The organism is Streptomyces ferrugineus (assembly GCF_015160855.1).
Taxonomy (GTDB): Bacteria; Actinomycetota; Actinomycetes; order Streptomycetales; family Streptomycetaceae; genus Streptomyces; species Streptomyces ferrugineus.
On record NZ_CP063373.1, the window covers coordinates 1,431,667 to 1,446,091 of the forward strand.

Consider the following 14,425-nt stretch of genomic DNA (forward strand, 5'->3'; position numbering starts at 1 on the left):
CACCACATGCAACCCTCCCGAGGCACCGACGAACCCGAGGACGCCCCCGCGCCCGATCCCCCGCCCGAGCCTGCTACCGAACCCTCCGAACCCTCCGCCCCCCCGACCCCCCCGACCCCCCCGACCCCTCCGCCCCCCCGCCCCCTCCGAACGCGCCCGCTTCGCCGCCTACGCCGACGAACTGCGGCAGTCCACGCCCGCCGAGGAACCGCCCCTGATCCGCCGTATCCTCACCGACCCGGCCCGGACGATGGCCGAGTCCGCCGTGACCCGACTCCTGGACCGCCGGGCCGCCGCGATCCACCTGGCCGGCGACTACACCGAGTGGGCCGAGTCCATGGCCGCGGTGACGGCCGGCCGCCCCTTCCTGGTCAACCGCCTCCGCGAACTGGCTCCAGCTCAAGCTCGCCGAAGCCCCGGCCGTTCCGAGCACGGCGCTCACCCTCCTCGCAGAGCAGGGCCGTACCAAGAGGTTCCGCCACACGGCGCGGACCAGCCTCGTCTCACGGACCGACTGAGCCTCACACTCCGCCGAGCAGGGACGTGAGGCCGTGGTCCAGTTCCGGGCCCAGGTCCTCTCTCCCCGGTTCGACGACGGCGTACGAGCGTTGCAGAAACCGCCGGAGAGAGGCCGTACCGAATCTGATGGCGGCCATGCCGTGCGGCGCGTGGAACTCGATGACCGTGCGCAAGCGGCCGTACGGACGTATGCGTACGTCCCCGATCCCGACGGCCGCCTCCAGCCCCTCCTCCAGCAGCGAGCGGGCGAACGTCCACGTCACCCCGTCCCCGTCGGCCGAGACATGGGCGGGGAAGTCGATGTGCACGGCGAAGGGATCGGACGCGCAGTAGCGCAGCGTGGGGCGGATCGGCAGCTCCGGGTAGTCGGGGGTGGCCAGGCGGGCGCGGACGGGCTGGTCGAGGGCGAGGCGCATGGTCGGACTTCTCTCCTGTGGGTGCCTGTACGCCTTCTCGACCGCGGGGCAGGTCTGTTGATTACGCCGAACCGGAAGCCGGCCTCTGTGATCTAACTCACGCGAACCGATTAGTTGAGTTTTAAGTCATCTACCCTGACAAACTCGTCCGCGCCCATCAGCCCAGCTGGCAACCGGAGCGTTCCCGCCATGTCCGACGGTTCCCCCAAGGTGCCCGCCCAGGCGTCACCCCGCGCCTCCGCCTCCGCCACCGCCTCGTACGCCCGAATCTACGAGGAACAGCAGCCCCGCCTGGTCGCGTACGCGCGCTCGCTCACCCGCAACAACTCCTGGGTGGCCGAGGATCTCGTCGCCGAGGCGCACTTCCGCGTCTGGCGCCGGCTGTCGCAGGGCCACGAGATCGAGAACGTACCGGCGTACCTGATGACGACGGTGCGGCACCTGGCGGCGACGACCGCAGGCGACACGCGCGAGACCCCGCACGACCCGCGCACCACCGAGCGCACGGAGATGTCCGTCCGTGCGGAGGATGCCGCGGACCCGGCCGAACAGGTCTCCTCCGTCGACCTGTTGGTGCGCGTGCTCGGCCAACTGCCCGAGCGCTGGGTGCAGGCCCTGTGGCTCGCGGAGGCGGAGGGCCAGCCGCTGGAGACGGTCGGGCAGCGCATCGGCGCGAAGCAGGGCGCGACGGCCGTACTGCTGCACCGCGCCCGCGAGGGCATGCGCCAGGCCTTCCTGCGCTCCCAGACCGGCGCCCCCGACGACCCCGCCTGCGAGGTCCACTGGGTGCGCATGCCGGCGTACGTCCGCGGCAACGCGACGCCCCGCCAGTCGGAACGCCTGCTCGCCCACGTCGACGCCTGCGACGACTGCCGCGGCCGGCTGGCGGTACTCATGCGCGCCAACGACCGCCTGCCCGCACTCGTCGGTCCGGCGCTGCTGGCCCTCGCCGTGGGCGGCGCGGGCAAGTTCCTGCTGCCGCTGGCGGCCGGGTCCGCGGGTGCGGCCGGCGCGACGGGCGCGCTGAGCGGCCAGCTCGGCGGTGCGTTGCACGCGGTCCGGCAGACGGTGACGAGTGGCGCGAGCGGCGCGAAGGTTCCGGCGGCGGTCGCGGCCGGGGCGACGGTGGCCGGCGCGGCCCTCGCGATGATGCTGGCGCTGGGCACGGGTGGCCAGTCCGCTACGCCGCCTCCGTCGAAGGTGCCGCTGGCGGAGGCGCCGGTGGCTCGGCCGTCCGAGGGGGCGGGGAGGCCTGTGGGGGCGGAGGTGCCGGGGGTGCCCGTCGAACCGGGGGCGCCGGGCGAACCGGGGGCGCCGGGCGAACCGGGGGCGCCTGCGGGGGTGGTGGCTGTGGCTGGGCCTGTTGCTGAGCCCGAGCCTGAGACCGAGCCCGAGACCGAGCCTGAGCCTGCGGCTGTTCCTGAAGTGGCGGTTGCCGAGGTGGTTGCGCCTGCGCCTGCGCCTGCGTCTGCGCCTGAGCCCGCGCATGTCGAGGCTGGGGGTGGGGGTGGGGCGCCAGCGGGGGAGCCGGAGCCGGAGCCGGAGCCGGAGTCGGGGAAGCCTGAATCGCCGGAGGGGCCGGAGACCCCCGAGGCCGAGGTGCCCGCAACGCCGGATCCGTCGCCCTCGACTCCCGTAGAGCCGGAGCCGGTTGAGCAGCCGGAGGTCCCGCAGACGCCGGATGCGCCGGCCACACCGGAGTACCCGGAGGCCCCTGAAGATCCCGCCACCCCTGAGCACCCGGAAGTACCTGAGCACCCGGAAGTACCCGAGCACCCAGAACCCCCCGAGGACCCGACCCCGCAGCCATCCCCCCAGAACCCCGGGGAAGGCTGCGGGGACTGACCACCGATCAGTTGTGAATCAGTTGTGACTCAGGTCACGGCGATCGAGGCAAAAGAAAGCGTCTGCTGTCCCCCCGGTACTGGCATGCTCATGCATGACTACTGGGGGGTAACCAACGTCGAGGTCACCGCTCGCGCGCACCGCGCCGGGACGGCCGTATCGGCATGCCTCCCCCCATGTGTCACCTCCTGTAGCGCACCCCCATACACCGCTCCCGAGGAACACGCATGCACAGACCCACATTCAAGAGGCACGCCTTACTGCCGGCGATCGCCATCGCGGCCGTACTGACCACCGGCTGCTCCTCCACCTCCCCGACCAGCACCGACTCCGCACCGACGACGGCAGTCGAGAGCCCCACCCCGCCCCCCGCCGCGGCCCAGGAGCAACTCGCCGTCGTATCGGCCCCGTCCGGCGCGGCCACTCCCACCGCGGTCGCGGACGGAGGCGAGGGCGGCACGGCGCGGAGGTCCTCCCTCAAGGTCGCCTCGTACGACAGGAAGACCGGACGGGCCGTCATCTCGGCACCGCCCGTCAAGAAGCCGACCGCCACCCCGACGGCCCGCCCATCGACCGAGCCGTCGGCCGAGCCCTCGGCCCAACCCCCGGTGACCGAAGGCGACATCATCGCCAGCGCCCCGGCCCCCGGCGCCCCCGACGGCGTACTCGCCGAGGTCACGAAGGTCGTGGGCGCCGCGAAGAACGGCGGTACGTCGGTCGAGACGGAACCGGCGCAGCTCAACTCCGTGCTCGGCGACAGCAAGGCCGAGGGCGAGGTCCCGGTGGACCCGTCGGCCATGGAGGTCGAGCCGCTCGTCCAGGGCGTGAAGGTCTCCTGGGCGAAGACCGGCGACCTCCACTTCGGCCCCGAGGGCGCGAAACTCCCGCTGGGCAGCCTGCGGATGGACGTGGGCGCGGCGGTCGCGACGGCCGAGGGCGCCCCCGCGTCGTCGGCGGCGTCCGTGGAGGGCTTCGTTCAACTGGCCCCCGAGGTCGCGTTCTCGTACGACGGCGCAAAAACCTCCGGGGCCTCCGGGACCTCCGGGACCTCCGAAGCCTCCGGAAACTCCGAAACGGCTGACTCGCCCGGTGCCGCCTTCCTGGGCCTGTCCGGCGAGTGGGCCTCCCAGTGGACCCTCAAGGGCCGCGCGGCCGGTTCGACCAACGGCCAGCCGATCCGCATCCCCTTCGCCAAGCTGCACGCCGACCCGGTGATCCAGGTCGGCCCGATCCCGGTCGTCGTCAATCTGGACCTGACCTGCTACATCCAGGTGAACGCGGACGGCAAGGTCACCGTCGACGTCGAACAGGACCTCAAGGGCGACTTCCGCGTCGGCGGCAGCTTCTCCTGGGCCAAGGGCTGGACCCCGGTCAGCGAGTCCGACATGACGGGCGAGCCCCTGAAGACGACGGTGACGGCAGTGGGCGACGTCAAGGCGGCCTTGGGCGCCGAGGCCACCGTCGGCCTCTACGGCACGGTGGGCGTCACCGCCGACCTGGCCCCGTACCTCCGCGCCCACGCCGACGCGTCGGCGGAGGGCTCCGCCGACGGCACGGGTTCGGCGACCGGCGCCTACGCCCTCTACGGAGGCGTGGACCTGACGGGCACCCTCAACTTCCAGCTGACCATCTTCGGCACCCCCGTCCTCCAGACGAAGATCCCACTGGGCGCCCTCCACCACGAGTGGCTCCTGACGAAGGGCAAGGCGTCGACAACGACGACAGGCTGACGCGAGGAAGCGGACGGGCCGCACCGAGGGATGTTGCTCGGTGCGGCCCGTCCGCTTCCTGTATCGGCCGTACGACGTCAATCGCCGGAGCCGGAATCCGAACTCGAGCCGGACCCGGACCCGGACCTCCGCCCGCTACGGGCGAACAGCCGCACCACCTCGCCCATCCCCAGGGTCACGTTGGCCACCACGCGCACCCAGCGCGGCCCACCCCGCGACGCCCACACGACACACACGCATCCCCCGACGACAAGCAGCAGAACGCCGACCAAGGCGAGCACGATCACGCTCAACCCCCTTCTTCCTCCACGGTCGGCGCAATCCTCTCAGCCGATGGGGCGACGGTGCGGCGGAGGCCCGATCCGATCGGTTCGGACGAAGGCCACGACAGGGGAGGGCAACGGGAGTATCACCTCGTTCGCCCACCCCCGTCCGGCCCAGACGGAGGCGGTCCGTCCTCGTCCGGCCCGGACCGTCAGGAACCCCGAGGCATACGCCAGTACTGCCGCCGCTTCTCATCACGTACGACGACGCCGAGCCGCAGCAACTCCCCGCGCAGCTCCCGGGCGTCCTCGGCACCCCCGTCCTTCTCGCGGGCCACCGCACGGGCCCGCAGCAGCGCGTCCGCCCCCTCGGGCAGCCCCGGCATCCCGGGAGCCCAGAGCCTGAACTCCGCCCGGTACGGATCCTCGTCCGCCCACCGGTATCCGTGTTCGGCGAAGGCTTCGGCAACCTTGGACCAGGACAGCTCGGAGGTCTCCCGAGCGATCTCCATGCCGTCCGGCCCGAGCAGCACGAGCTTCTTGCCGTCCCGCACCGCCAGGGCGACCTCGTCACGCCCGAACTCCTGCGACGAGTCCCTGACCCGGAGCTCCACCCGACTGGGCGAGACGCTGACGGCGAGCGACTCGTGCAGCGCGGTGAACCCGACCACCAGCCCCAGTACGGCCCCCACTCCGACGGCACCGACGGTCTGCCAGGGCTCCGGAACGGAGTTCAGCAGCTCGGCGGGCCCCTGCAACGGCGCCCAGGACAACGTCACGAACCAATCGGCAAGAAGGGTGACCAGCCAGCCGACAACGCCCCCGCAAGCCACCCAGAACAACGTCAGCGACCAGGCCGACTCAGCGAGAACAGTGACCTTGCGGGCCCCCACACCCCCGCTGAGCCCCACACGCCGCACATCCCCCGCCCCCATACCGCCCCGCTCTCCCATCCCCATCCCAGCCGACTCACTCTTCAGCCGGCTCACTTTCCTGCCCTGCCGAGTCTGGCGAGGTCCGTACGCCCGGTCATCGGCCGATGGTCTACGACGCCGCGACTTTGGTCGCCTGATGGGGCTGTCCCCACCCCGAAGTGGTGGTCCACCGGATGGGCAAAGGCGTGTGAGGGCGGCGATCGTGCCGTATGCGGGCTTCCCGCGGAGCCGGAAGTCCGCCTCAAGGATCGTGAAGGACCCTGAAGGGGGAACAGTGGATCGTCCTATAGACCCGGAACTGCAGCTGGAGCCGGAGCTGGAGCGTTTTCCCGCGCGCCGTACCCTGCTGGCCGGCGTGGCAGGAGCCGGTGCGGCAATCGCGTGGGGAGCCGCGGGGAGGGGCGTCGCCGACGAATGGGAGCGGCCAGTGCAGCAAGGGTCGGTGGACGCCGAGGCGGCGCGCGTGAAGCAGGGGCTGATTCAGCTACGCCGGGACATCCACCGACACCCCGAGGGGCCTGGCCAGGAGCAGCGTACGGCGGGTGTGGTGGCCCGGGAACTGCGGGCGGCGGGGCTGAGCGTCAGCACCGGGGTGGGCGGCCACGGCGTCGTCGGGGTCCTGCGGGGCTCGCGTCCGGGCCGCACCGTCGCCTACCGGGCGGACATGGACGCGGTGCCGCCCACGGACATCGTCGGGGGCGGCCCGGCACCGGCCCATCTCTGCGGACACGACGTCCACACCGCGGTGGCCCTCGGCGTCGCTCAGGTCCTGGCGCGGCTGCGGCGGCATCTGAGCGGAACGGTGGTCTTCCTCTTCCAGCCCGCCGAGGAGACCCTGTCCGGCGCCCGGGCGATGATCGACGCGGGGGTGCTGGAGCGCACCGGCGTGGAGGAGATCCACGCCCTGCACTGCGGACCGGTCCCCGTCGGCCGGTTCGCCACCACCGCGGGCTACGGGATGCCGGGCCAGGACAAGGCGGAAGTGACGCTCGCAGGGCCGGACGCGCCCGACGCCGCGCGACGACTGGCGGACGGGATCGGTGAGCTGGCGACGGTGGCGCTGCCGCAGACCCCCGCGGACCTGGAGCGAATCGTCGCCGAAGCCCAGACACCCGACGGCCCACTGGCCCGATTCGTGGCCATCCGGGCCCGAGCACAGGAGGCCAAGGTGAGCGTGTCCTACCGCTGCTGGCCGCAGGAGCGGTACCTGGAGGTGCGCGAGCACATCCGCAGCCTGGCCCAGTCATACCCAGGCGCCGCGGTCGGCTTCCCCACCGCCCCCTTCCCCGCCATGCTCTGCCCGGAACGCGAAGGCCGCGTGCTCGCCCACCACCTCCGCCGCACCTTCGGTCGAGACGCGGTGACGACACTCCACGCCGCCTTCCCACCCTTCAGCGGCGAGGATTTCGCCCTGTACCTGAACCGCCTCCCCGGCACGTTCACCTTCTTAGGCGTCCGCACTCCCGCCACCCCCATCACCCGCAGCTATCCGCACTACCCCGACTTCGCCCCGGACGAGCGAGCCATCGACCTCGGCGTACGGGCCATGGCGGGCTGGCTCGCGAAGCGGACCCACCAAGCCGTTGCGGAAGACCGCTGACCACCGCGGCACCCGCGATGGACGAAGGGCCCGGTGCCCGGGCTTCTCACCCGGGCACCGGGCCCTGTCTCGTCGAACTACATGAGATGCGCTGTCGCTCAGTGGTGGCAGTCGGACCCGACGTCGTTGAACTGCGCGCCGGGGTGCCCCTCACCATTGAGCAGGTTGCCCGCAAGACCGTTGAGCAACCCGACCTGACCGAGAATGTCGATGTTGAAGTCGTGCGAGTGACAATGGCCATGGCCGTGGTCGTCGTGCGCGGGCTGCGCGGTGGCGGAGCCGGTGGCTATGAGGCTGAGGGTCCCGACCATCGCGGCCGCGAGAGCGGCCTTCTGAAGCTTGCGCATGTCTCCTCCTTGTTTCGAGTAGAGCGCGCCACTAAAGATCCACTTAGCGCTCATTTGGGAGGCTAATCCGATATGCACCACTCCGCTCATCGAAGCTGCCATACGGGCCACGCCCATGAGGCCCAATCAGCTTCGCCGCGCGATGAGCCCCCATCAGCTACGTCGGCTTCCTCACTTCTTCGTCCGGGGCACCCGCCACTCGCCACCCGTCCGCGATGAGCTCACCCCCACCCACAGTCCGGACCGTCAGCCTGCCCACAGATCCACCACCGGCCGAGCATCCCGGTACCCGCACCCTCGACGGAGACCTCACCGTCGATCGTCGTCATGCCGCCATCTCGCTCCAGAAGCCCAGAGTCTTGCCGATCACCTCTTTGGCGGCGTCCCCATGGCTCGCAGCACTACTCAAGGCGTTGAACGCCTTGTCATGAAGGGTGAGTTCGACCTGGTCGGTGATGTCCACTCCCGAGGAGACGAGTTCGTAGCTGACTTGGCCGCTGTCGTTCATGTTGAACCCGGGCATTGGAATCACGTCCACCTCCGCTGTTGCGGGGAGAACGCCGAGGGAGAGCGACGGCAGGTCGATGTCGCGCAGGAGACGTTCCATCTGCTCGCACATGACCTTCGGTCCGCCGATGTTCGTGTACAAGGCCTGCTCGCCGAGGACCACGTCGTAGTGGTGCTCACCGTCGTACAGGACCTGCTGGCGCTCCATCCGCTTGGCCACTCCCGCCGGCACGTCGTCCGGGACATCGAGGAAGTCAACGACCCTGCGGAGGATCACCGTCGCATACGCTTCGGTCTGGAGCGTGCCCCAGACCATGTCGGGGACGTATGCCCTGCCACGCCGTGACTGCTGGTACCAGCGGATCATCTCGTCCTGGATGGCTTCCGTACCAGTGGACAGCCGTTGCTGCCACGGGGTCGAACTGGTCACCACATCCCTCCTGAGATCGGTTGTCGAGTAAGGCGATTCGGTAACTACCCGCGGAGGTCGGACTTGGCTCAAGCGGCACTAAATGCCATGAAAAGCAAGCCACTTGCTCATGGCGCCACAAGGACAATGCGGCCGGTCATGAGGACGTCGTGGTTCGCGAAGAGTGCGTCGAGAACGAGGCGACGACGGATGTATGCCTTCCAGATCGCGTCGGGCAGGCTTGCGTAGGCGTTGACCATCCGGGCACGACTGGCCTGGGTGAGGATCCATCGGGCCTGGTCCTGGTAACCGGTACGGCCGCCGAGCTCGCGGGCCAGCTGCCACAGCTCGTCCCCGTCGCTGTGTGCGTCGACGACGGCGACAAGGCCGATGTCGCCCAGGCCGCGCTGATCGCTGGACTGGGTGGTGTACGCGACCGAGAGATCTTCGAGGGGGAAGACGGTCACGCGGCTGGTCGCGGTCAGCTCGGTGAGGGGCACGGGGCGGGGTCCGTTCTGGCGCAGAGGGGAGGGCGGGTCGGTCCGGCGTAGGCCAACCCGCCTTACAGGGGAGGCCGTGAGGAAGCCGGTTCAGCAGCAGGGGCCGTCGCCGCAGCAGGCGGGCGCGTTGCAGTCAGCGGCGGTGCCCCACAGCCGCTCGTCGACATCGAAGCCGGCCGCTCGGATCCTGCCGACGACGTCGGTCATCAGGCCGCGCGTGCGGACTTTCGAGTTCGGCTGATGGTGCAGGAAGTAACCGAACTGCTCCTGACACCAATTGGCGTACCAGTCTGTGTGCAGAATCAGCGTGTGCCAACCGGGGTCGACCTGCTGGGACGGAGCCATGGCGGCTCCCGAACGGGTCGTGCCCATGACGTAGACGAGCGCGAGGGCCTGGTCGAGGACACGGTCGGCGACGCAGCGCTCGAGGCTGTACTCGTCGGCGCAGAACGCGGCGAGCATGTCGAACTCGGTGTCGGTGACCAGGGAGCGGCCGGTGCGGGGTTCGGTGGCGATGGTGATTGTCATCGGGTGGCCCCCTTCGGGCTTGAACCGTTGATGGTTGGGGTCGGAGCAGAGGCTTGGCGGGGTTGATCCGGCGCGGGGCACAGATGCCTCTCACAACTGGAGGACCTTCGCGTGGCCATCTCCAGGCGTGCCGAGTAGTGACCGGTTCCAGCCGGTGAGTCACGCAGGCGGCTGGTCGGCGAGCTTTTGAAGGCGAAGGCTCAGAGCCGCGCGCCGATTGCGATCCGGTCGTTGCCGGCGAGCCGCACGACCGCCTGAAGAACGATCTTCAGGCGCCGCTCGTCGAGATGCTCTATGGCGGCCAGGTGGCATTGGCGCACCCCGACCATCGACAGCACGAATCCAAGGAACGCACGCTCTCCTTCGTCGAGATCGAGCGTGTAGAGGCGTGCTGCCAAGCTCTGCCACCGGCACGTCATGACACCGTCCTCCTTGGCCACGAGTGCTGCACGAACGTTGTCGAGGGCCAGGAGCTTCTCCTCTTCTACGAGGGCCTGCACCGCGGTGCTCCGGCGAAGACTGGTCGCTGACGCTGCGAGGAGGTCGCCGAGCGACGGGTGATCGCGTCCGCCGTCCGTTGCAGGGGACGAGGCTGCAGTGCTCGTCATCCGAACGCCTCCGCAGGGAGTGCTCCATCCAGGCCCATCGCAGTGCCGGGCGCTGCCGGGTCGGTCAAGCGTCCGGAGCGGTCCGGGATGGCTACGCGCCAGTGCTTGCCGCCGGTAATGCGAGTGAGATCGTCAGCGGTCCCCACGCGACGTACGGCAGTGGGGTTCCGAGTGATGGAAAGGAGCCGGTCTTGTCCTGCTTGCAGGATGGACCGGGCGGACTTTGAGGCCATGACCAGGACGTTAGACAGCACGATTGCGTGCCTGCGCTGCGATTGCGCCTGATTGCGTCCGTGGGAGCTGCGCTTGCGGCTGGTTGCCTACACGAGGTCCAAAGACGCCCTCGCCCGACCGATCAGACGGCGCGCCGGCACGCCGTACTCCGCAGACTCGCCAAGCCAGTCCCATGCCCGCTCATACAGCTGGATGTCGTCTTCGCCGGTGAGCCACAGCTCTTCGCTGATCGTCTCGACGATGACCAACCTGCGGTCGTAGATCCAGAAAGCGTGCGGGGCCGTACGACGTAGCCGAGAGCCGAACGGGAGAATGCCGATCTCAATCCGGCGCTGGCCCACCAGGTTGTACAGCCGGTCCAGTTGCTCAGCCATCACGTCAACGGGACACGAGCGGTGGTAGAGGGCCGCCTCGCACAGCAGGAACCGGAAAGTCTTCTCGGGGTCGTACAGCGACTCCTGGCGGCGCATCCGAGCCTCGACGGCAGCTTCGGTCGTGGCCGGGATTCCCCGGAACTCCGCGTTGGTCTCGAAGATGACGCGGGCGTACTCCGGCGTCTGGAACAGCCCGGGAACACGGGACACCTCAAGCCCGCGGATGGTCTTCGTGGCTTCGGTCTGGCGCACGGCGATCTCTTGCCGACCGCGATGCCCGCCGGCGAGCTGGCGACGCCAAGACCGGTGCCGCTGCTTCATCTCCAGCCCGGCCCGGAGCCCCTGGAGCTCTGCCTCGGCCTCCGGGCGACCGCATGCCTGGGCCCAAGCGGTCAGGTCCGCCGCGGACGGGGTCTGCTTGCCGTTCTGGAGCCTCGACACTTTCGACGGCTGGCAGCCCAGCTTGGCGGCAAGTTCCTTGCCTTCCAGACCGGCCTCGGTGCGCAGCTCACGAAGCCGCGCGCCGAGGGCTTCCCTTGCGGTCTGGTAGTCCGTACTCACACGGTGGAACGTACCCGCCTGGCGAACTCTTCGGCACGCACCGCATGGTGCCAGGCAGCGTCCCGGGCCTGGCAAGCGGCGAGGACTTCGGCCGGGTCCTGAGTGACATACACGCCCAGAGTTGTGTCCTCATCATCGAAGGCGAAGCGCGCGAGGACCTTGGAGTCGAAGAGCCAGAAGTCGTAGTCTGGCAGCCGCAACTCCCGCGCCTGGGCGCGAGTCAGGCAGCGAATGTCCTCGCCCGCCGTGATGTTGCTGGGCGCACTGGCCAGGAGGAACTCCTGCCCCTGGGTGGCCGGTTCGTCGACCAGCCGAACGCGCTCGAACCGCTTGCCCTGCTCCGTCTGTGCGCGGACGTTCTCGCGCCAGGCGTTGTCGGGGTCGCGGGCAATGTCTTCGCCTGCGAGGAATCGGGGCCACTTGGGGCTGTTGCGGTCCGATGCGTAGCCGCGGCGCGTTTCCAGGCGCCAAGCCGCGTGTTTGAAGTCGCGGAAGAGATGGGAGATCGAGGCGAACGGCTGGAGTTCGGGGGCGTCACTCCTCGGCGCGAAGCGGGTCAGCAGACTGCGTGGCACGCGGACGAAGGTCTCGGACGCCTTGACGTCCCGGAGCTGGGCGAGGTGCTCCGGGTTGGTCTCTCGCTCACCTTGGACGAGGATCTCGTCCGTGCCTTCGATGTCGTAGAGGGTGGGGCAGTCGCCGTCGTCGCTGGTTGTGCCGAGGAACCTGAGCGTCATGTCGCCCTCCAGCTGTGGTGGGTGGAGATCCAGGATCCGGTTGCGGGCTCTGGTGCGCTCAAGAATTGCAGCGGATTGCGCATCTGGCGGCGTAGGCGTGGGTTGCGCGCAACCAGGTCAGTGTGCGGGGCTGCAGGACGTAACGGGTCTCGTCAGCCTCGAAGGGCACGGCAGCGACGACCCGCTCGAGAACTCGGGATTCGGCTTGCTGGCTACCGTCTGCCTAGGACCGGTTGCTGCGGGTAGGGCACAGCGCGGCGCCCCCAATGGTGCTGGCCATTGCCTGCGAGCGTTGACCGAGAGCGTCCGTAAAGGATCGCCACGCCCGCCCCTGGACCGCCAAAACGGGGCTACCATCACGCTTGGAGTCGCGTACGAGGATGCCATCGCAGACATACGCACACTCCACGCACTCGGTCCCACTCCCACCGCTGTAAGAGGACTTGAACCACCGGAGCTTCGAGGGCGCCGTCATCAGAGCTCCTTGCTTATACGGTGGATGATCTCCGCCGAGGACTCAAGATCGAGTGCCTGTGCGCTGAGGTACTCGAACGCCAACCTATAACGCTCCAGCTCTAGGCGCTTCTCCATGAAGAGCCCACCGCCCAGCAGGTCCACGTACACCACGTCCAGCTCCGGATCCGGACCGCGAAGGACCACGAAGCTACCGACGGCAGCCGCGTGTGCGCCCGTTGAGAACGGCAGTACCTGGACGGTGATGTGTGGCAGTTGGGACATGGTGAGCAGGTGCCGGAGCTGGTTCTGCATCACGTCGCGACCACCCACTCGGCGTCGCAGCGCTGCCTCGTCGATCACGCACCAGATGTGCGGTGGCTCGTCTCGCTCCAGGAGTTCCTGCCGCTTCATGCGGATGTCGACCATGTGCTGCACTTCCCGCTCGGGGCATTGCACCTCCGAGGCTCGGTGAACGGCCTCGGCATAGGCCCGGGTCTGGAGGAGCCCGGGGATGTACATGCACGCGTAGTGGTCTTCGCGTACGACCTCGTCCTCAAGGGTGAGCATGAGATTCATGGACTCAGGGACGGGATCAGCGAGGGAACGCCACCAGCCCTGGATCTTGGCGCCCTTGGCCAGCTCCACAAGTGCGAGACGCTCCTCATCGGAGGCGTCGTACTCCCGGCAGAGGGCATCGACAGCAGGCCACTTGACTGCGCCCTCCTTCGTCTCATAGCGACTGAGCGTCGCCTTCGAGATACCGACTCGCGACCCTGCTTCCTCAAGGGTCAGCCCCTTGAGCTCGCGTAGACGACGCAGGTCGGCTCCTAGCTGACGTCTACGGGTGGTGGGTCCGACTGCCATGTTCAAGGCCTTTCGTGTCGATCAGTCAGATCGTCCAGTTTCCTCGCGAGTGACTGCAAGGTGGCGTGCGCCCGGGGCGTACGCCATGGGGCTACGCTCCCGCCCGATCGATGTGAGAGTTCCATTTTGAGAGTTCCAATGCAACTCTCTCTGTGTGTGTCGAGATGCGTAGGGCAACTCGGCGGACTGGTCGAGGAGTTGAATCATGAACGGTGCTAGGTGCGCGCAGCGGAAACCGTGGAGGCTTCCGTTCCGGGCAGAGCCCGAGGAGGTGGCCTCTCTTCGGCGCTTGTTGCGGGCCCACCTGACGCTATGGGGCCTGCATGAGTCGATCGAGGTGGCCCAACTCTGTGTCAGTGAGCTCGTGGCCAACGTGATCAACCATGTGGGCCCCGGAACGCCGACCACCCTCGTCGTCTGCATGAACCGCACGTATCTCCGTATCGAGGTCCACGACCCGGATACGCGAGCGCTCCCCTTTCTCAAGGAAGGGGGCGCCGACTCCGAGACCGGGCGGGGTATGGGCCTTGTCGATGCGGTTACCGACCGCTGGGGAGTGGACCTGCATGCCGATCGAAAGGTGATCTGGTGCGAGCTGGCCACACCGCTCTCCTCGCCGAACGGGCATGCCTGCGGACCCGGCTTCTCGCGGGCCGAAGCGCTTTTGGGCGGCTGCGCGGCGGTGAGAGACCGCAGGGAGCCGGGCCCGAGCAGGCTGACCATGAGGATGACCGAGGAGGCGGCGATCGACGTCATCACGGACCTCCTCCACTGGTTCAGAGCCCACGGCTGCGATGCCGATGAGCTGCTGGACCGGGCGCAGACTCACTTCGAGGCCAAGACCGCGGCGTTCGAGGGCCAGGACCGCCATGCCGTGTGATGACGGTGTAGGCATAATCCGGCCCCCTCGAAGCAGGCGGCCACCCGGCGGCCATGGTGCGGCCGCCAGTCCCCGCCTTACAGCATCGGTCGTGAACGGCGCGGATCGGTGG

The 14,425-nt window shown here is 69.0% G+C and carries 15 protein-coding genes; 4 read left to right on the top strand and 11 right to left on the bottom strand.

Features of this window, described 5'->3' with window-relative positions; translation table 11 throughout:
- Positions 1-521: 521 nt before the first annotated feature.
- Entirely contained in the window at positions 522-935 is a 414-nt protein-coding gene (locus IM697_RS06675; protein ID WP_194045608.1) for an SsgA family sporulation/cell division regulator, read from the bottom strand.
- Between the two features lie 189 nt (positions 936-1,124).
- On the opposite strand from IM697_RS06675, the gene IM697_RS06680 reads away from it, so the two are divergent.
- A complete protein-coding gene (locus IM697_RS06680) occupies positions 1,125-2,780 on the top strand; it encodes a sigma-70 family RNA polymerase sigma factor (RefSeq protein ID WP_194045610.1) in 1,656 nt (551 codons plus the stop codon).
- Between the two features lie 227 nt (positions 2,781-3,007).
- Entirely contained in the window at positions 3,008-4,510 is a 1,503-nt protein-coding gene (locus tag IM697_RS06685; protein WP_194045612.1) for a hypothetical protein, read from the top strand.
- A 475-nt stretch (positions 4,511-4,985) separates the two neighbouring features.
- Here the strand turns inward: IM697_RS06685 and IM697_RS06690 are convergent, their stop codons facing one another.
- Positions 4,986-5,708: a YqeB family protein gene (locus tag IM697_RS06690; protein ID WP_194049617.1), complete on the bottom strand. Its 723-nt coding sequence runs from the start codon at positions 5,706-5,708 to the stop codon at positions 4,986-4,988.
- A 274-nt stretch (positions 5,709-5,982) separates the two neighbouring features.
- Here IM697_RS06690 and IM697_RS06695 point away from each other — a divergent pair, with 274 nt between their 5' ends.
- Positions 5,983-7,308, top strand: coding sequence for a M20 metallopeptidase family protein (locus IM697_RS06695; RefSeq protein WP_228044535.1), 1,326 nt, complete (start codon positions 5,983-5,985; stop codon positions 7,306-7,308).
- 98 nt (positions 7,309-7,406) lie between these two features.
- Here IM697_RS06695 and IM697_RS06700 read toward each other — a convergent pair whose 3' ends face one another.
- The 9 genes from IM697_RS06700 to IM697_RS06740 form a co-directional block, all read right to left on the bottom strand.
- Complete coding sequence (locus tag IM697_RS06700; protein ID WP_194045614.1) at positions 7,407-7,655, bottom strand: hypothetical protein; 249 nt, start codon at positions 7,653-7,655, stop codon at positions 7,407-7,409.
- A 325-nt stretch (positions 7,656-7,980) separates the two neighbouring features.
- Complete coding sequence (locus IM697_RS06705) at positions 7,981-8,592, bottom strand: DUF5753 domain-containing protein (protein WP_194045616.1); 612 nt, start codon at positions 8,590-8,592, stop codon at positions 7,981-7,983.
- 107 nt (positions 8,593-8,699) lie between these two features.
- Complete coding sequence (locus IM697_RS06710; protein ID WP_194045618.1) at positions 8,700-9,071, bottom strand: hypothetical protein; 372 nt, start codon at positions 9,069-9,071, stop codon at positions 8,700-8,702.
- Between the two features lie 90 nt (positions 9,072-9,161).
- Positions 9,162-9,599: a glycine-rich domain-containing protein gene (locus IM697_RS06715; protein ID WP_194045620.1), complete on the bottom strand. Its 438-nt coding sequence runs from the start codon at positions 9,597-9,599 to the stop codon at positions 9,162-9,164.
- Positions 9,600-9,799: 200 nt separating this feature from the next.
- Positions 9,800-10,207, bottom strand: coding sequence for a hypothetical protein (locus IM697_RS06720; RefSeq protein WP_194045622.1), 408 nt, complete (start codon positions 10,205-10,207; stop codon positions 9,800-9,802).
- A 320-nt stretch (positions 10,208-10,527) separates the two neighbouring features.
- Positions 10,528-11,376, bottom strand: a complete 849-nt coding sequence (locus tag IM697_RS06725) for a helix-turn-helix domain-containing protein (protein ID WP_194045624.1) — start codon at positions 11,374-11,376, stop codon at positions 10,528-10,530.
- Entirely contained in the window at positions 11,373-12,113 is a 741-nt protein-coding gene (locus IM697_RS06730) for a DUF6879 family protein (protein WP_194045626.1), read from the bottom strand. Before IM697_RS06730 ends, IM697_RS06725 begins: the two co-directional genes overlap by 4 nt.
- A 223-nt stretch (positions 12,114-12,336) precedes the next feature.
- Entirely contained in the window at positions 12,337-12,588 is a 252-nt protein-coding gene (locus tag IM697_RS06735; protein WP_194045628.1) for a DUF397 domain-containing protein, read from the bottom strand.
- Complete coding sequence (locus tag IM697_RS06740) at positions 12,588-13,433, bottom strand: helix-turn-helix domain-containing protein (protein ID WP_194045630.1); 846 nt, start codon at positions 13,431-13,433, stop codon at positions 12,588-12,590. The genes IM697_RS06735 and IM697_RS06740 overlap by 1 nt, the downstream gene beginning before the upstream one ends.
- A 205-nt stretch (positions 13,434-13,638) precedes the next feature.
- On the opposite strand from IM697_RS06740, the gene IM697_RS06745 reads away from it, so the two are divergent.
- Positions 13,639-14,313: an ATP-binding protein gene (locus IM697_RS06745; RefSeq protein ID WP_194045632.1), complete on the top strand. Its 675-nt coding sequence runs from the start codon at positions 13,639-13,641 to the stop codon at positions 14,311-14,313.
- Positions 14,314-14,425: the final 112 nt, after the last annotated feature.